12 protein-coding genes are annotated in these 17,622 nt (G+C 66.5%); 5 read left to right on the top strand and 7 right to left on the bottom strand.

Going from position 1 to position 17,622, the window contains the following annotated elements; genetic code table 11:
* Positions 1 to 8: 8 nt before the first annotated feature.
* From V5G24_RS19735 to V5G24_RS19750, 4 genes are read left to right on the top strand one after another with little or no spacing between them, the layout of a single operon-like run.
* The gene (locus V5G24_RS19735; protein ID WP_394084975.1) at positions 9 to 803 is read left to right on the top strand and encodes an ABC transporter permease; all 795 of its coding nucleotides are present in this window, start codon (positions 9 to 11) and stop codon (positions 801 to 803) included.
* Between the two features lie 34 nt (positions 804 to 837).
* Positions 838 to 1,623 carry an enoyl-CoA hydratase/isomerase family protein gene (locus tag V5G24_RS19740; RefSeq protein ID WP_394084974.1) on the top strand — a complete coding sequence of 262 codons (786 nt, stop codon included), beginning with the start codon at positions 838 to 840 and terminating at the stop codon, positions 1,621 to 1,623.
* Complete coding sequence (locus V5G24_RS19745) at positions 1,623 to 3,749, top strand: acetate--CoA ligase family protein (RefSeq protein ID WP_394084973.1); 2,127 nt, start codon at positions 1,623 to 1,625, stop codon at positions 3,747 to 3,749. The genes V5G24_RS19740 and V5G24_RS19745 overlap by 1 nt, the downstream gene beginning before the upstream one ends.
* Positions 3,750 to 3,756: 7 nt before the next feature.
* Positions 3,757 to 4,503 (top strand): GntR family transcriptional regulator, encoded by a 747-nt coding sequence (locus V5G24_RS19750; protein WP_394084972.1) that lies wholly within the window; start codon positions 3,757 to 3,759, stop codon positions 4,501 to 4,503.
* Positions 4,504 to 4,638: 135 nt separating this feature from the next.
* Here V5G24_RS19750 and mepK read toward each other — a convergent pair whose 3' ends face one another.
* From mepK to V5G24_RS19765, 3 genes are all read right to left on the bottom strand, one after another.
* A complete protein-coding gene (gene mepK, locus V5G24_RS19755) occupies positions 4,639 to 6,117 on the bottom strand; it encodes a peptidoglycan L,D-endopeptidase MepK (RefSeq protein WP_394084971.1) in 1,479 nt (492 codons plus the stop codon).
* Between the two features lie 240 nt (positions 6,118 to 6,357).
* Complete coding sequence (locus V5G24_RS19760; protein WP_394084970.1) at positions 6,358 to 8,817, bottom strand: L,D-transpeptidase family protein; 2,460 nt, start codon at positions 8,815 to 8,817, stop codon at positions 6,358 to 6,360.
* Positions 8,818 to 8,928: 111 nt separating this feature from the next.
* Positions 8,929 to 9,624 carry a response regulator gene (locus tag V5G24_RS19765; protein ID WP_394084969.1) on the bottom strand — a complete coding sequence of 232 codons (696 nt, stop codon included), beginning with the start codon at positions 9,622 to 9,624 and terminating at the stop codon, positions 8,929 to 8,931.
* Between the two features lie 185 nt (positions 9,625 to 9,809).
* On the opposite strand from V5G24_RS19765, the gene V5G24_RS19770 reads away from it, so the two are divergent.
* Positions 9,810 to 11,642 (top strand): M3 family oligoendopeptidase, encoded by a 1,833-nt coding sequence (locus V5G24_RS19770; protein ID WP_394084968.1) that lies wholly within the window; start codon positions 9,810 to 9,812, stop codon positions 11,640 to 11,642.
* A gap of 174 nt (positions 11,643 to 11,816) precedes the next feature.
* On the opposite strand, the gene V5G24_RS19775 is transcribed toward V5G24_RS19770, so the two are convergent.
* Genes V5G24_RS19775 through V5G24_RS19790 form a run of 4 tightly spaced genes read right to left on the bottom strand, consistent with a single transcriptional unit; the run spans position 11,817 to position 17,326 of the window.
* Positions 11,817 to 13,076, bottom strand: coding sequence for a ComEC/Rec2 family competence protein (locus V5G24_RS19775; RefSeq protein WP_394084967.1), 1,260 nt, complete (start codon positions 13,074 to 13,076; stop codon positions 11,817 to 11,819).
* Positions 12,967 to 14,667 carry a gluzincin family metallopeptidase gene (locus V5G24_RS19780; RefSeq protein ID WP_394084966.1) on the bottom strand — a complete coding sequence of 567 codons (1,701 nt, stop codon included), beginning with the start codon at positions 14,665 to 14,667 and terminating at the stop codon, positions 12,967 to 12,969. Before V5G24_RS19780 ends, V5G24_RS19775 begins: the two co-directional genes overlap by 110 nt.
* Before the next feature lie 10 nt (positions 14,668 to 14,677).
* Positions 14,678 to 15,985 carry an esterase/lipase family protein gene (locus V5G24_RS19785; RefSeq protein ID WP_394084965.1) on the bottom strand — a complete coding sequence of 436 codons (1,308 nt, stop codon included), beginning with the start codon at positions 15,983 to 15,985 and terminating at the stop codon, positions 14,678 to 14,680.
* Positions 15,986 to 16,012: 27 nt separating this feature from the next.
* On the bottom strand, positions 16,013 to 17,326 hold the full coding sequence (locus tag V5G24_RS19790; protein WP_394084964.1) for an MBL fold metallo-hydrolase: 1,314 nt from the start codon (positions 17,324 to 17,326) through the stop codon (positions 16,013 to 16,015).
* Between the last annotated feature and the right edge of the window lie 296 nt (positions 17,327 to 17,622).

Raw genomic sequence — 17,622 nt, forward strand, 5'->3', positions numbered from 1 at the left:
CAAACGCCATGAATTCGCGCCTCAAGCAGATCCTTCATCGCTACGGCCCGCCGCTGGTCGCGGGCATCATCATCTTCGGCCTGTGGGAGGCGCTGCCCCGACTGTTCGGCGTGTCGGCGCTGCTCATCCCGCCGCCGTCGTCCGTGCTGCGGGCGCTCTGGATCATCTTTGATCGCGGGCTGCTGGTGGGCGCGACCCTCGTCACCTTGTTCGAGGCGCTCTCCGGCTTTCTCATCGGCTCGGCGGCGGCGGTGGCCTGCGCCTTCCTCGTCACCCGTTCCGAACTGATCGAGCGCGCGCTGATGCCTTATCTCGTGGGCTTCCAGGCGCTGCCGAAGGTGGCGCTCGCCCCGCTCATCGTGGTGTGGGTGGGCATCGGGATCGAATCCAAGATCGCCATCGCCGCGATCATCTCCTTCTTCCCGGTGCTCATCAACGCCATCATCGGCTTCTCGACCATCGAAGCTGAGAAGATCGACCTGATGCGCTCGCTGGTGGCCTCGCGCTGGCAGGAATTCCACATGGTGGTGTTCCCCAATTCACTGCCCTTCATCTTCGCCGGACTGAACGTTGCCATCGTGTTTTCCATCACCGGCGCGCTGGTGGGGGAATTCATCGGCGCCGACCGGGGCCTCGGCAATCTGCTGATGCAGCTGAACTACAACATGGATGTGTCGGGCATGTTCGCGGTGCTGGTGGTGCTGGCCCTGCTCGGCATCGCGCTGCACGCCATGGTGCGCTTCTTCCATGTGCGCCTGGTCTTCTGGGGCAAGCCCAAGGGTCTCCAGGGCAACGACCATTAAGTCTTAAAATAGAAAACAAGATCGGAGAAAGTCCATGAGCGATGCTCTCGTGAAGATCGCGCGCGACGGCCATGTCGTGACGCTCACCCTCAACAATCCGCCCGTGAACGCGCTGTCCTCCGCCGTGCTGGAAGCCCTGATCGCGGCGCTCGACACCATTGAGGCCGAGGGCGAGGCGCGCTGCGTCATTCTCACCGGCACCGGGGAGAAGGCCTTCAGCGCCGGCGGCGACCTACGCCAGGAGCGCGATTTCGGCGGGCCGCAAGCCGCCAAGGCATTCCGCGAACTCGGCCGCCGCACGCTGAACCGGCTGGAGGGCTATTTCGTGCCCGTGGTCAGCGCCATCCACGGCTATTGCATCGGCGGCGGCACCGCCATCGGCTGGGTGTGCGACATCCGCATCGCCGCCGACAATGCCATCTTCCGCGCCGGCGATGCCTATATCGGCATGGTGCCGAGCTGGGGCATGGGCCTCACCCGCCTGCCGCGCCTGGTCGGGCGCAACCGCGCGCTCGACATCCTGCTGATCGGCGAGAATTTCGACGCCAAGACGGCGCAGGAATTGGGGCTCATCACCAAGGTGGTGCCGCGCGAAAAGCTGATGGAAGAAGCCACCGCCATCGCGCGGCGCATCTCCAAGGCCTCCCCCAATGCCATCCGCGCCACCCGGCAGGCGATCGCCTTCAACATGCGCGAGGGCTGGAGCGCCATGGCGCAGTTCGAGGAGGAGATCTGCCAGCAGGTGTTCTCCCACCCGGACGCCCATGAAGGCCCCAAAGCCTTCACCGAGAAGCGCGAGCCGGTGTTTGCGAGGATTTGATGGGTATCGAGAGCCTGCTGCGGCCCCGCTCCATCGCCATTGTCGGAGCGTCCGACAAGGTGGGGCCGGGGCTGAACGCCTGGAATGCCCTTCAGCATGTGGGATTTGAGGGGCAAGTTCATCTGGTGAACCCGCGCCGGGCGGAGCTGCTCGGCCAGAAGGCCCATGCGCGCCTCGCCGATATTCCCGGCACCGTGGATGCGGTGTTCGTGGCGGTGGGGGCGGAGGCGGTGGCCGGCGTTGCGCGTGAGGCGGTGGCGAAGGGCGCGGGCGCCCTCGTCATCCTCTCCAGCGGGTTCGGCGAAACCGGGCCGGAGGGCGTCGCCGCGCAGGCGGAGCTGGTCGAAATCGCGCGCGCGCACGATCTCGCGGTGTGCGGCCCCAATTGCCTGGGCCTGCTGAATTTCGCCGGCAAGACCGCGCTGTTCGGCACCTCGCTGCCGGACCAGATCGCGCGCGGCGGCATCGCGGCGGTGCTGCAGAGCGGCTCGGTGGGTATCGCGCTGCTGAACTCGGCACGCGGGCTCGGCTTCAGCTATGTGGTGACCTCCGGCAACGAGGCCGTGACCACGGCGGCGGATTATATCGAGGCGTTCCTGGACGATCCGGCGGTGACGACCATCGTGGTGTTCGCCGAGCAGATCAAGAAGCCCCAGCATTTCATCGCGGCGCTGCGACGCGCGCGGGCGAAGGGCAAGCCGGTCATCGTGCTGAAGAGCGGGCGTTCGGCCAAGGGCCAGGAAGCGGTGAAGGCCCATACCGGCGCGGTCGCCGGCAGCGTCGAGGCCTGCGATGCCGCGCTGGCCGATGCCGGTGCGATCCAGGTGTTTTCGCTCGACGAATTGATCGAGACCGCCTTGCTGGTCTCGCAACTCGCGCAGCTGCCGACAGGGCGCAAGGCGGCGGCGCTCTCGCTCTCGGGCGGGGAAATCGCGCTCGCGCTCGACATGGCGGAAGAGGTGGGCTTTGAATTTGCCCCCATCGCCCCATCCACGGCGGAAGAACTGGCCCGCCTGCTGCCGGATTATGCCCATATCGGCAATCCGCTCGATCTCACCTGGGCCGGCTTGTACGATCCGGAGGTGGCGCGCGGCTGCGCCCGGGCGATCACCAGCCAGGACGACGTGGGGCTGCTGGTGCTGTTGCAGGACGCGCCGTTCGGGCTCGGCGCGCAGCAGGCTGCCCGCTATTCGGCGCTGCTGAAATCGGTCGCCGCGGGCGCGCGGGACAGCAGCAAGCCCCTGGTGGCGCTGTCCAATCTTTCCGACCAGCCGCATGTGGAGCTGAACGCCGCCGCCACCGCGCTCGGCGTGCCCTATCTGCGCGGCACCCGCGCCGGCATGATGGCGCTGTCGCGCTATGGCCGCTGGGCGGCGGCGCAGGCGCCGGTTCGCGCGGAAGGGCTTTCCGCCCATGCCCCGCTCGCCCGGGCGCGCATGAGCGAAATCCCCGCAACGCGTCTTGCCACCGAGCGCGAGGCGAAGACTGTTCTGGCCGCCTATGGCATTGCCGGCCCGCGCGAATTGCAGGTCACGACCGCCGAGGCGGCCGTCGAGGCCGCGCAGGCGCTTGGCTATCCCGTAGTGCTGAAGGGCCTGGTGGAGAACCTTGTCCACAAGTCCGATGCCGGTCTGGTCAAGGTGGGGCTGAAGACGCCCGAGGACGTCCGCGCCGCCGCCGCGCGCATGCTGGAGGCGGCGGCGGCCGTGAAAACCGGGGCGGTGCTCGGCCTGCTGGTTCAGGAACAGGCCTCCCCCATCGCCGAATTGTTCATCGGCGGGCGCACCGATCCCGATTTCGGTCCGCTGATCGTCATGGGCGCGGGGGGCGTGGAGGTGGAACTCTACAAGGATGTTGCGGTCCGCCTCGCACCCATCACGCCGGAACAGGCGCTGGACGCGCTTTGCACCACCCAAGTCTCGCGCCTGCTGGACGGCTGGCGCGGCAAGCAACCGGCAGACAAAATGGCGGTCGCCCAGATCATCAGTGCGCTTTCGACTTTTCTCGCCGATTTTTCGGAGGAAATCTCCGAGGTTGAGATCAATCCGCTGGCTGTATTCGCAGCCGGCTCGGGTTGCAGTGCCCTCGATTGCGTGATTATACCAAAACCCGCCCGTCCCGATTGAAAGCTCCATGCGTCCGATGACTGAAAGCCCCCTCGCCGCCGCAGATATTGGACGGGCCGCCGCATCCTATCGTGAGATCAAGTCGCGCATCATGGACCGCCGGTTCGCGCCCGGCGAGAAGCTGAGCGAAGTGCGGCTCGCGGCGGAACTCGGGGTCGGGCGCTCGCCCATCCGCACCGCCCTCGCCCGCCTTCAGGGCGAGGGGTGGATCGCGGTGTCGCCGCAGAGCGGCACCTATGTGAAGGGCCTCACCGACGCCGAGATGAACGAGGTGTTCGAACTGCGCCTGATCCTGGAGCCGGCGGTTGCCGGCCTTGCGGCCGAGCGCATGTCATCGGAAGAGCTCGCCAAGCTGCGGCGTGCCTTCGAGGCGTTCGGCACGGAGATCGCGGAAGGACGGGTGGAGGAATATTTCGCCCTCGATCTGCAAACCCACCGCGCCATCTACAGCGCCGCCGGCAACGGGCTGATCCACGGCATCCTGGTGAACCTGCTGGACAAGGTGCATTGGATTCAACGCACCAGCGTCGGCTCGCCGCGTCCGACCAGCGCGCTCGGGGAAATCCGCGACCTGCTCGCCGCGCTGGAATCGCGCGATGCGGAGCGGGCCGCGCACGTGATGCGCACCCACATCCTGCGCACGGCCAAATTCCGCAACCTGCCCGCCGGTGCGCCCGCGACCGAAGCCGAGACCCCTGCGCAATCGAAGGAAAAAGCCGAGCCTATGCGCCGGCGGAACCGCGCCGCCGGCTAGAGCATTTTCGAGCGAAGTGGATACCGGTTCGCGTGAAGAAAATGCGATAACGCAATGAGTTAGAGCATTTCATTGTTTCCGTGAAACAATGAAATGCTCTAAGATCAGAAGTCCGGCGGCCAGGAGCGCGCCTGCTCAGGGCAGGCGCTCGGTCAGGCGCACGTTCGCGGAGGCGAACATATAGGTGGGCAGCGAGGCGATGGCGGGGCCGGAAAAGCGCTGGGTAGAAAGCCTGCCGGTCGCATCATAGGAAAAGCCCATCGCCACCACTTCGCGCGGCGCGGTGAGGAAAGCCGTGAAGACCCGCATCTCGGGGGCCCGCAGATAGGGTTCCGCGGTCAGGCTCGGCGCGAGGAACATGCGGCCGAAGGGAATTTCCGCCGCCTTGCTCTTTTCCCGAAGCCTCGGCTGGGGCCCTGCCGACATCACGAGATTCTGCGGCATGCCGCCCATGGGATCCCTGGCCGAGGCATAGCCGAGCACGGACGGCGCAGGCGCATCGGTGCCGCGTGTGATGACCGCGGGCAGCGGCACGGGGCCGAGCGCGGCGGTCTGCACCGGCGGGTGCTGGACTGGCGCATTGGGCCGCTTGAGCGGCAGGGGCGCCATGGTGGCCTGTGCGGTCTGCTGGGCGGTTGCGAGGACGGCGGCGATTTCCGCCGGCCGCGCGGCGGGAACCGGCGCGGCCGCCATCGCGACCCGGCTCGCGGGGGCCGCCGTATCGGAATCGGTGACCGGCGAAGTCTTCGCGGTGGCGACCTTGGTGGGCGCCTCGTCCGCGCCCTCGTCGTCATCGCCGCCCTTCTTGCCGAACAGCGAAGCGAAGAAAGTCTTGATGCCCTTGCCGGAATCGTTGGAGGCGACCTGCGTGTCGGCCTTACCGCCCCGTGCCTCAAGCTCGGCCACCGCCGCATTGTAATTGGCCAGCGGCTTGCCATCGGCGGGGATATGCACGGTCTTGCCGTCCGGGAACACCTTCACGAGCTGATCGTGGGTCATGCGCGGCCACATGCGCACGCCGCCGGTGTCCATGTGCACGAACGGCGAGCCGGAGGTGGGATAAAAGCCGACGCCGCCGCGTTGCAGCCGCAGGCCGGCGGCGCGCAGGTCGGCGAGATTGACGCCAGGGATATAGAAATCCATCGCCTTGCCGCGGGTGTGCTGGCTCTGCTGCGCCACCCCCTTGCTGCGCGCGCGGAGCATGGCGTTGGTGGCGGGCGAACGATAGCCGCACACCACATGGATGCTCTCCTTGGCATCCACTTCGCGATAGACCTCCCAGATCAGATCGAACAGATGGGGGTCCATGTCGATGGGCTCATTCTTGCGCCAGTCGCGCAGAAGCCAGCTCAGCTTCTTGAGCACCTCGGGATCGTAGCGGCCTTCCTTCTTGAAGGTGAACGCGCCCTTTTCGCCCGTATGCATGTTCTCGATATAGATGGTGCGGGTGTCGCCGTTGGCGACGGCATTCTGGAGCGACGTGGTGCCGCCGGCGACGATGGCGACAGCGATCACCAGAGAACGCACCCCCTTCACCCTGAAGGTGCGGGAGACGATCTGCGATACGGAACGGGATGTTTTTTGCAAAGGCTCGAACCCGAGGCTCAGATTCATCTCAGTCGCGCAACCGGTTGGTCGCGCGGCGCGAAGCTCAACAGAGTCTTATCGGGTTCGGTTAAGGACGCGTTCACGTCCCTCGCCCCCACCCCGGCTTGCCCGGTTTATCAACCGGCTCGCAAGGTCACAGCAGCGTGACTAACGGGGGAGTATGGCAAAAACGTGCTGGCTCCATGTGGCGAGAATGCCACATGCAAGCTTGAAGCGAGCCACAATCAGGAACTTGGCCGTGATGGCTCAGCGGGCGGCCGACTGGGGCCGGCCCGCCGCCATGGTTTGGCCACCGGAAAGGCCAAGGTGGGATTTGACCTTTTCGTTGATGCCATAGATGTCGTCGCGCAGCTGCAGCCGCCCGTTCTCGACGAAGGCGGTGAAATACACCAGATGCACCGGAATATGGTGCTTCAGATTGATGTAGCGCTCCGCGCCGCCGAGCATCTTGCCGATCTTCGTGTCAGTCCACTCGGTCGAGCCGAGGCCGAGGTTGAAGATCACCTCGCCGAACTTCAGCGGCTCCTGCACCCGGATGCAGCCGTGGGAGAAGGCCCGCTTGTCCCGCGTGAACAGCGCCTTGGACGGCGTGTCGTGCAGATAGACCGACTGGTTGTTCGGGAACATGAATTTGATGCGGCCAAGCGCATTGCGCTCGCCCGGGGGCTGGCGGAAGGAATAGCCGCCAAGGCCGGCATGCCAGTTCACCGTGCCGGGGTCGACCACCCGGCCGTTGCGCACCACTTCCATGCCCTGGCGGGCGAGGAAGTAGGGATCGGCCTGGAGCTTGGGCAGCATCTCCTTGCGGGCGATGCTCGGCGGAATGTTCCAATAGGGATTGAGCACGACATATTCCATGTCATGGCTCAAGATCGGGGTCGGAGTGTCCGGCTTGCCCACCACCACGCGCGCCTCGTGCACCTCGCGGTTGTTGTCATAGATGCGGACCGTGAACTCGGGGATGTTCACCATCACGCGCGTCGCGCCGATGTCGCGCGGCAGCCAGCGCCAGCGCTCCATATTGGCGATGATATCGGCGGTGCGGTCCACGCCGCGGGCCGCGGCCGCGAGATTGAAGGCGGAAATGGTGCTGGCGCCGACAACGCCGTCCGGATCGAGGCCGCTGCTGGCCTGGAACATCTTCACCGCATCCACCAGGTCAGCGTCGTACAGCCGGTCGTTGACGCCGCCGCGCACGCCGAGACGGGTCCGTAGCGCCGGAACGCGGGCATCCACGTCGCCGGGCCGCAAGGTCTGCCCCGGCGGAATGCGCACCACCGGCGCTGCTGCGGGAGCCTTGTAGCTGGAGGCAAGCTGCGCCTTAAGGGCGCGATAGCCATCATGCGGCGGATTGTAGGCCTCAAGCGCCGCGCTCGCGTCCGAACTGGTGCTGAGATTGGACAGAACCTCGAGCGCGTCCGGGAAGGTGCGGGTCGCGGCGATCATCTGTGAGATGCGGCTCGGGTCGAACCGGCCCGCCTGTGCGTGCCGCGCATAGAGCAGCGCCGTGGCGGCGAGCTTGAGCTCGGCACGCGCCAGCGCCAGGGGATCGGCGCCGGGGGAGAGGCGCGGGCGGGCATAGTCGCTTGGTTCCAGCCCATCCTCTCCGGCGGCGGCGAAGCGGGCGAGCACGGCCTTGCCGCGCGCGTTGAAGCCGGAGGCGTCCACGAACACCGGCGCGTCCATACGGGCGGTATAGAAGCTGAGCAGCGCTTCCTGCTCCTTGGCCGACCCCACCAGCGCATCGGCGCCGGGAACCGCCAGCAGCTTCGCGATCTGCTCGGCGATGGGCGCGAGCGGATCGGCGGGAACAGCGGGAGCGGCAGGCGCAGGCTCGGCCGTGCGGGTGGGCGCGGATGGCGAGGCCGCCTGTTCGGGCGCCGCACGGGTGGGAGCGGGCGCGGCCGGCGCCGCCGCCTGGGCCGGCGTGGTATCCACCGGTGGGCTGGGCGGAACGGCGGCAACCGAGGGGGCGACCGGCGCGGGAGACGTTTCGGGCGCGACGGCAGCGGACGAAGAGGAGGAAGAGGCGGCCTCCGGCTCGGCCTGCGGCAGCGCGGCGGCGCGGGGCGGCGGCGTGAGGGCGGCGGGCGGCGCGGTCAGTTCCGCATTTGCGGGCTGCGCCATGCGATCAATGGCCGCCTGCGGATCTTCCTCGCTCGCCTGCGGCGCCTGGGCCGCTTGGGGCGCCTGGGCCGCTTGGGCCGCGGCGCCCGCCGGCTGCGGCGCGGAAGAGGGTGCGCCGGAAGACGACGTGCTCGAAGAGGGCGCGCCGGACGAGGATGCGTCAGACGTGGATGCGTCAGACCTGGCTGCGGCGGGCGCGTCCTCTTCGGGGGAAGCGGCGGCTTGCGAGGGAGCGGGGCGAATGGCCTCCAGCACCCGCTCCACGCCGTCGGACGCGGCCGGCGCTGCTATGGCGCTCGCCTGGGAGGGCTGCTGAGGCGCAGTTTCCGCAGCATGCGGCGCCGCGGCCTGGCGTGGTTCGGGGCTGGCATCGCCGGGTGTCGGCGCCTGTCCGTGAAGGTGACTGGGGCCGGCATCTCCCGCCGGCGGCACGGGCGGCGCCGCGGCCGGCCCGGTGGCCGTGCCCATGCCGGCATCGCCCATCACCGGGCTTTCCGCGATGCCGGCGGGCGCACCCGCGATCAGCGCGCAGGCCAGAATGGCGGCGGTGGCAAATGCCTTCTTGTCCTGACGGGCCATAGGCCTCTCCAAATTCCTTGCCGACGCCAACCTTCCTTGCACCGGAAGCTTGCCTGAGTGCCGCCGCGCATCAACTCACAAGCGTTGGCGTGACGGCTTTTTCCACGTTTGCTATTCGGCGGCAACCGCCAGGGGACGGTATGGTTCCGCCACAGCCAGGCCGAGCGCATTGAGGCGGCGATAGAGGGTCGAGCGGCCGATTCCGAGCCGCCGCGCGACCTCGCTCATCCGCCCGCCATAAAGGGCGACGGCGGCGCGGATCGCCTCTTCCTCGATCTGGACCAGGGCGCGCACATGGCCCTGCGGGTCGATCAGCGACATCTGGGGAGCGGGCTCTTCCGCAGCGTCCTCAAGGTCCGGCGCGGGGGCGAGGGTCACGACATTGTGTCGCTCCGCGCGGGCCTGAGCTTCCGCACGCGCCTGGCTTTCCGCGCACACCAGGCCGGCGAGCGCCACGGCATTGGTGATCGCCACCTTCAGGCGCAGCGCGCCCACCGGCTTCACCACGAAATCGCGCGCGCCGAGGCGGATCGCCGAAGCCACCGCATCGAGGCCGGACGGGGTGACACAGGCCACCACCGGCACCGGGCACCCGCGCGCGCGCAGCACGCCGAGCACGCCCAGCCCATCCAGCCCCGGCAGCACCAGGTCCAACAGCACGCAGTCGAATGTCTCGATCGCGAGCCGCGCCAAGGCGGCGTCGCCATCGCCGACGCTCGTGCAGTGGTAACCGAGATGGGCAAGGCTCGATTCGAGCCGGCGGCGTTCGAGAGGATCGTCTTCCACTAAGAGGATGCGAGCGGTCATGGCAATCCGATACGGCTGATTCGCCAAGCTTCGGCCAAGATGGTTAAGACAGATGTAACCATCGCCCGCATGCGATGCCGACCGGGATCAATCCGCCCACGCCGCCGTTGAGGGGGCAGGCCCCGCGCGCTATGACGGGCGGAGCAAAAGAGCGTTCGGCCCTTTTCCCCTTTTCTGGAGGTCTCATGCCCGGTTCCGTGACATTCGCATCCGAAGCCACCGCGGCCGCTGCCGGCGCCGAGGCTCTTCCCGAATGGAACCTCTCCGACCTCTATTCCGCCATGGACGCGCCCGAGCTGAAGGCCGACCTGGAAAAGGCCGATGTGGAATGCAAGGCGTTCGAGGACGCCTATAAGGGCAAGCTCGCCGATCTGCTCGCCCTGCCGGACGGCGGCGAAAAACTCGCCGAGGCGGTGAAACGCTATGAGGCGATCGACGACCTGCTGGGCCGCATCGCCTCCTACGGCAGCCTCATCTATGCCGGCGACACCTCCGACCCGGCGCGCGCGAAATTCTATGGCGACATCCAGGAGCGCCTGACCGACGCCTCCACCCATCTTCTGTTCTTCACGCTGGAGATGAACCGGCTGGACGATGCCGCGCTCGAAGCCGCCATGGCGGTGGCCGCGCTCGGCCATTATCGCCCCTGGATCGAGGATCTGCGCGCCGACAAGCCCTATCAGCTGGAAGATCGCATCGAGCAGCTCTTCCACGAGAAGTCGAACCCCTCGCGCGGCGCCTGGAGCCGGCTGTTCGACGAGACCATGTCGGCGCTGCGCTTCAATGTGAACGGCCAGGAACTGGCCATCGAGCCGACGCTGAACCTGATGCAGGACCCGCAGGAGAGCGTGCGCAAGGCGGCCGGCCTCGCGCTCGCCGACACGTTCGGCAAGAACGTGCGCCTGTTCACGCTCATCACCAACACTTTGGCCAAGGACAAGGAAATCTCCGACCGCTGGCGCGGCTTCACCGATGTCGCCGCCTCGCGCCATCTGGCGAACCGGGTGGAGAATGAGGTGGTGGACGCCATGGTGGCTGCCATCGGGGCCAGCTACCCGCGCCTCTCCCACCGCTATTATGCCTTGAAGGCCAAATGGTTCGGCAAGGACGCGCTGGAATTCTGGGATCGCAACGCGCCGCTGCCCAAGGTCGCCACCCGCGACATCGGCTGGGGCGAGGCGCGCGAAACCGTGCTCGGCGCCTACCGCACCTTCTCGCCCCGGATGGCGGATATCGCCGGCACCTTCTTCGACAAGAACTGGATCGACGCACCGGTGCGCCCCGGCAAGTCGCCCGGCGCCTTCGCCCACCCGACCGTGCCCTCGGCCCACCCTTACGTGCTGCTGAATTACCAGGGCAAGCCGCGCGACGTGATGACGCTCGCCCATGAGCTGGGCCACGGCGTGCACCAGGTTCTGGCGGGCCGGCAGGGCGCGCTGATGGCGCCGACCCCGCTGACGCTGGCGGAGACCGCCTCCGTGTTCGGCGAGATGCTCACCTTCCGCCGCCTGCTCGCAAAGGCCGAGACGCCGCAGGCCCGCAAGGTGATGCTGGCGCAGAAGGTGGAGGACATGATCAACACGGTGGTGCGCCAGACCGCCTTCTACACCTTCGAGCGGCACGTCCACACCGAGCGCCGCCAGGGCGAGCTGACCGCCGAGCGCATCGGCGAGATCTGGATGCAGGTGCAGACCGAGAGCCTCGGCCCGGCGATCCATCTCAGCGCCGGATACGAGACCTTCTGGACCTATATCCCGCACTTCATCCACTCGCCCTTCTACGTCTATGCCTATGCCTTCGGCGATTGCCTCGTGAACTCGCTCTATGCGGTTTATGAGAACGCCGCGGACGGGTTCGCCGAGCGCTATCTCGCCATGCTCTCCGCCGGCGGCACCAAGCACCATGCCGAGCTTCTGGCCCCGTTCGGCCTCGACGCCCGCGACCCGGCGTTCTGGCAGACCGGCCTTTCGCTGATCGAAAGCATGATCACCGAGCTGGAGCAGATGGAAACCGCCTGAGGCGCCTTGCCTGCCGGTGGTGTGCCACGCATGGCCCCACCGGTGCACCACGGCCTGCGCCGGGTCATATTCGTAATTCCATACGCGGGGGCGTGGATCGAAACATGAGCCACGTGGCGTTGGCACCATAGGCAGCCTGCCGCCCCCCTCACGCGGGTGGAATCGCGCGTTCGCTCAAGCTTCGAACTCAAAGTCGAAGGAGCGCCCCGGCTCCAGGGTCCGGGTGTCGTAGAGCGTCGCGCGCGTGCTGAGCGCGGTGAGGGTGTCGGCATTCGGCACGCCCGGATAGGAGCCGTTGAAGGTCGACACGACGGCGATCCGGGCGCGGTCGTCGGGCGCCACCTCGGGCAAGACCTTTTCGTAGACCTCGGGCGGCGTTCCGTTCACGCTGCCATGGTGCGACACCTTCAGGAAGTGCGCGGGCCGAAGCAGCCCCTTGCGGTCCATGATGGCCCAGCTCTTCTCCTCCGCGTCACCCGGCAGCAGCAATATCCAGCCTTCCCACTCAAGCTCGATCACGACGCTGGAATTATTTGCCGCCTTGTCGATCTGAAGCAGGTTCGAACTCATTCCGCTCGAGCGGAACTTGATGAGGTCGGCGAAATCCGTCTGCGATACGCCGACGGGTGGCGTCAGCGTGGCCGCCGCCATCGCCGTGCCCGCTTCGTTCGGGTCTACCGGCGCGACTGCGTGCGGGCTGAGGCGGCCGTAATAGACCGAGGTGTCCTCCTCCGGCGCGAGCAGCCGAACCTTGGTGCGGCGGAATGGGCTGCGCCCGTCGATCTCAACTTCGCGGTGGACATAGAGCGGCGGCTGCGGCCCGATCGAGGCGATATGATCGACACAATCGCGGCTTGTGCGCGGATCGTTGAGCGCGAGCAGCGCAGCGATCGCGGGCGGTGGCGGGGCGGCCGGCCACGCCGCGAAGAAGCCGGAGATGTCGTCGTAAATTGCGAGCGCGGCGCGCTTTTGCTTCCTGGCCTTTTCAAACCTGTCGTAATAGTCCGCCTCCGAGGAGGCGGTCATCCAAACTTCCTTGGCCTTCAGATCAAGATTAAGTTTCGATGCGCCATACATCAGGCCCTGAATATGATCCATGTGCTCATGGGTCATGATGTAAAGGTCGAGAGGCGCCCCGTCGAGCACCGTGAGGATGTCCCTGAGAACAGGTTCGAAAACATCGTCGAGACCGCCCTCGCGCGCGAGCGCATTGCCGATGTCGATCAGGACATGGATGGTCTTCGCATCGCCGCGCTCGTCTTCTTCCGGAATAGTGAGCAGAATGCAATCACCAAAGCGAACATTGTAGACCCGCACCCTGAGCTTAGACATGGGCGTCTCCACACACATGGAGCAATTGCCCGGTGCCACGCAGGCGCAAGGCACCGTCCGCGATTTCCGCCGAGGCAGCGTCGAGCAGTCCTTCTTCCGCAAGATGCGCAATATAGGCGCCGCGCATTGCCGCATTGCCGGTGGGATCATTTGCCTGCGAGGGGTGAAGGCTGCTGGTCGACAAAAGCGCGCGCGGGGTCCGGGCCGTCCAGTCGATCGCGAGCATCGTGCCGTAAGCCACGTTGATCTTATCGGAGAGGCCGAACCTCTGGATGCGCTGCGTCTTGCGCCATGCCACTTTCAGGATCAGCTCGCGCGCGACGGCCTTTCCAATCTCGTGCCGCCAGGTCGTCTTGGCGACGTCGAGCCGGCGCCGAACTTCAAAGTCGAGCCCCGGCGAGATCATCAGCGCGCCGCGGTTCGCTTCGACGAAGCGCCGGGCGACCGCGTCATCAGCGATCATCTCATCGAAATCGAGATCGTCGGGAATGACCAGGGCGGTCGCAACCGGGTCAAGATCCTCAGGCGCCGCGACGATCCCACGCTTGACGAATTCGTCCTTGAGAAAGTCCCGTTCCCAGCTTGGGTCCGGATTGGATGCGATGTCCGCCGCAAGGATCGCGCGCCCGTAATCGGCAAAGGAGATTTCGCCGGGCGGCAGATAATCGAGCGCACGGAACGCCATCCGCTTGAACTTTTCCCCCGCCTTGAACAGGGCTTTTCCGGAAGCGGAGAACAAGGCGGCCGCGCGATCCTCAGGAGGCGGGACCATGGCATCCACCAGCGCGTTCTTTTCCCGCGTATGGGCCTCGACGAGCAGGGCGTAGAGCGCACCCGAGAGCACCGTGCTGAGCTCGTGGGGCCGGTTCCGGTTGATGGGGGGAAACGCCTCCGGCTTAAGCGAGGCGGCGTTGTGAAGGTCCCTCAGCGGCCTGTCTGAGCCGTTAATGGCGCTCCCGAACACGACCGCTACGCTGTTGAAGGCGCCCGGCTTGCTGAGGTCGCCCTTCGAGAGGTCAAGTGCCTGCTTGCGAAGCGCGTCGGTGCGGATGGCGAACATGACGGCGCCCAGATCCGCGATCGCCTCATGCAGCGCGAGCGACTGCGGCGAGGAGGCCTCGAACAGGTCCGGCGCTATGCCGTCGAGGATCGCGTGGGTGGCCTCGTGCGCAATGATGTCCGGTGACAGGCAGGTGAAGATTTCCTTGATCGTCTGGCCGTCCGGGCCGAGCGCATCGAAGAAGAAGAATTGCAGGCTGCGCGAGTCGCGATGGTAGAAGGCATTCGCCATGCGGCCGGCGCGCGGCACCACGAGAAGCTGTTCTCCGTCGAACGCCCAGCGCAACGGCCGTGCGAGCACGTCGGGCTCCTCGAACATATCCATGACGGCAAGGACGGTGGTGAACACGCTGACCTGCTGGAAAGCAGGCTCGGTCGGGTCCGTTTGGTCGGCGATCGCATAGTGGCCGTAGTGGCGGGTCGGCGTTGCGGCCTGGTAGCGGGCGCCGGGAACGAGCGCGCCGGTATTCGGCTCGATGTCGACGATCGCAAGCCGGCGCGTGATCGGCCCGTCGAGCATTTCCTGGTCTGTCTTCAGCAGCCAGCCTTCCAGCAATTTCTGCTCGGCTCCTTCGAGCGAGGAGGCGGCATAGTCGACGGTCACATATTGCAGTCGAACACCTTTGCCAGCCATGTTCGCCTCCTCACGATTGTGCCACGGCGAAGACGACCGGTTCAGATTTGCCGGGCTCTCCCAGGAAGGTCGCGCGATAGTGGCCGGTCTTGCCGAGCGGCGGCAGCAAGAGCTTCAGCTGCGGCGTCTCCGGTCCCATATAGACGACCTTTGCCGGGGGCCTGAACTGCGTGAAGGGCTTCGCGGGATCATCGGTCCGCTCGATGATGATCGAGCCCTCGATCCGCGCCACGGGCGCGAGCGGCGCGAGCAGCGCATCGATGGGCTGGTCGGGGCCCAGCACCAGGGACTGCACGGACAGCTCGATGGTTTCCGCCGCCATCAATGGCGGAATGGGAAAGTTCGCGCCCAGCAGCCGGTAGAACACCGCTTTGAACGCCTTGCTCTTGAAGAATCCGCTGTGGTCGCCGGAGACGAGTTGCTTTTGCAGCGAGCGCGGCAACGCGCTCCAGAGCGGCACCGTGCCGTCGCCAGCATCGTCGGTCGTCGTGAGTCGAACCCCATCGTCGCCGACATTGATCCGCGTCACGGTCCTGTGGCCGACGCCCGCGAACAGGAAGTATCGAACGTGATCGGGCACCGTTCCCGCGCGCAGCGTATCGTGGACGAAACGCGCGCGCGCCAGGAGTTCCGGTTTAAGGCCGAGCCGCCTTGCCGTCCCTTGCGCGTAGATATCGAGGGGCTGAAGGTCCAAGCTCTCCGCGTCCCAGCATGCCGCCTCGCCAGGGGCCGGCAGGAGCTGGTAGCCCGACGGAAAGCGCCGATCGCCCGCGAACTCACGAAAATCCGCGCCACTGATGCCGAGTGCGCCATCCAATCCGAGAACACGGGCGAGCGCGAGCGGCGCTCCCAGATGAGGGGTCGCGAGCGCCAGCAGCGCCTTGATCTTGGGAAACCAGGGCTCACCCGCATAGGTGCCGGATTCGAGCACGAGCCGGCAGATCAGCCCGCCCATGCTGTGGCTGACCAGCGTGATCGAGGTCGCGCCGTCCGCCGTCACCTTGCGCAGCTGCGCGGCCAACAGGGCGGCCGTGTCTTCGAGATCGCGCCGCCAGTCATAGGGGAACAGCACGAGGCGCTTTGCTCCGCCCGCCTCGGGATAGCCGATATCCTTGAATTGCGCGATCAGCGGCTCATAGATCTCCGCGCACCAGACATTGCGGATAATGTCACCGACGACGAGGTCGTCGCGCATCAGTTCCGCCTTGCGCTGGTATCCGAGCTGCGTCTCAAGGACGGTCGGCGGCCAAACCTCATCGCCGCCCGGCACCGAAAGCCGGGTTCCCATTATCCCCGGCACGAATACGATGCACTCCATGCGTCCCCCCACCCGGTTGCAGATCGTCTATTGGCAATGATCCACCGTCGCCGCACAGGCCGATGCCCCGCACGAGCGGGGCGGGGTGCTGGAAGTCGGCCAGTTGAGGAGGATGCTCCCGAGCCCGGTGCTGGCCCTCAGATCGCAGGTCACGCGCTCGTGCCTCCGCGGGCCGGCCGGATGAAGGCCGATGGACCATCCGACGGCCTTGAGATCGCCCACGGGAGAAGCGGCCGGGTGGCCGTAGGTGTTTGAATCTCCGTAGGAGAAAGCAAGGTGCTTTCCCGGAGCAGGCGGGGTCGATCCGCCGATATCCCCGCCGTGGTGCGAAACCACGAGCGCGGACACGCCACGGCCGGAGCTTATGCCCGGTATATCGGGATAATGGGCATCGCCCGGCATCAGGATCGGGTCGGCGGTGCTGCCCCCGGTGGCCCAGACCGCGATCCCCGTTCGATCGAAGTCGCCCGCAGGTCCCGTGCAGCTCTCAAGGGTCAGGCCGCCCGCGTTGAGCGGGGAAGCGCCGCCGCCCCAGACCAGCAGCTGACCTGCCCTCCTGACCGCATTCGCCATGGCGGACTGTGGCCCGGGGCCGATCGTCTGCAGGGGCGCGATCCAGGTGAGGGCGCGGGCGGCCTTGATCTTGTTGGCACCGTTGAAATGGTCGTAGTGCCAATGGGTCAAGATGACCACCGGCTGATGGCAGCGGCAGAAATCCGTCATCAAGCCGGCCGGCCAAGTCTTGGAATTCTTGAGGATGCCGGCGCCGAGATCGACATAAGCGATGACTTCGCCGGCATCATTGTAGACGGCGTTCGCCGACCCCTGCCCGACGTCAAGAACCACGATCCGGTCGAGCACCGCGACCGGCAGCGCGCCTTTCACGTCCGTATCGGATGACGCCGTCAGCGCCGTGGCCCTGCTGAGGGCCTGCTGGGTCCCCGGCCTCATCGGCGCCAGCGCGAGGCTGACACGCTGTGGCGGCCCGTCGATCGTGTCATAGAGGTCGGCAGGCCCGTCCGGATCGACCCTGATCGTCAGGTGAACCCAGTCGTCGGGGCGCTCCGGCCGCCCCTTCAGCCACAGTGCCGCGGCGCCATTGTCTTGCTGGTCGGCACAGATCTCGACGGCATAGATCGGCGCATATTCGATCAGCTCGCCCCAGACCTCTGGCGATATGGAGCCACCCCGCTCGGCAAGCTGCCCGTCGAACCAATCGGCATCGACGGCATCGAACAGGACATAAGCGGGACCGGCCCGCCCGGCAGAAAAGTCGATCGTCCGCGCATGCAGCGCCGCCGGCATGCGACCCTCACCGCGCTCCTCGAAGAACGGATTCATTGTCCACCTGCCGCGCCGCGTTACCGCTCGCCACCTTCAACAAGCATATACTTTGTTAAGGATCGAGCAAGTCGGTTGAATTCGCGAGCCGGCATAATCAATGGTTGTTGGATCGACGACTCAGCCATGCGCCGGCACCGCTCACGAGCCAAGACGCCATGGCGGTCACCTCCGCGAAATGCCTCTCCAACGAAAGCTTGAGGAGCATGCAATCCCACTGGTGAACGTCACGAAGCGGAGGTTACGCCATTCGGGCTGACGTGTACGTCCTTCGGCTTGGCGTTGCGAAGCGCGAG

The sequence above is a fragment of the Roseixanthobacter finlandensis genome, from assembly GCF_043195105.2.
In the GTDB taxonomy this organism is placed as follows: domain Bacteria; phylum Pseudomonadota; class Alphaproteobacteria; order Rhizobiales; family Xanthobacteraceae; genus NCEH01.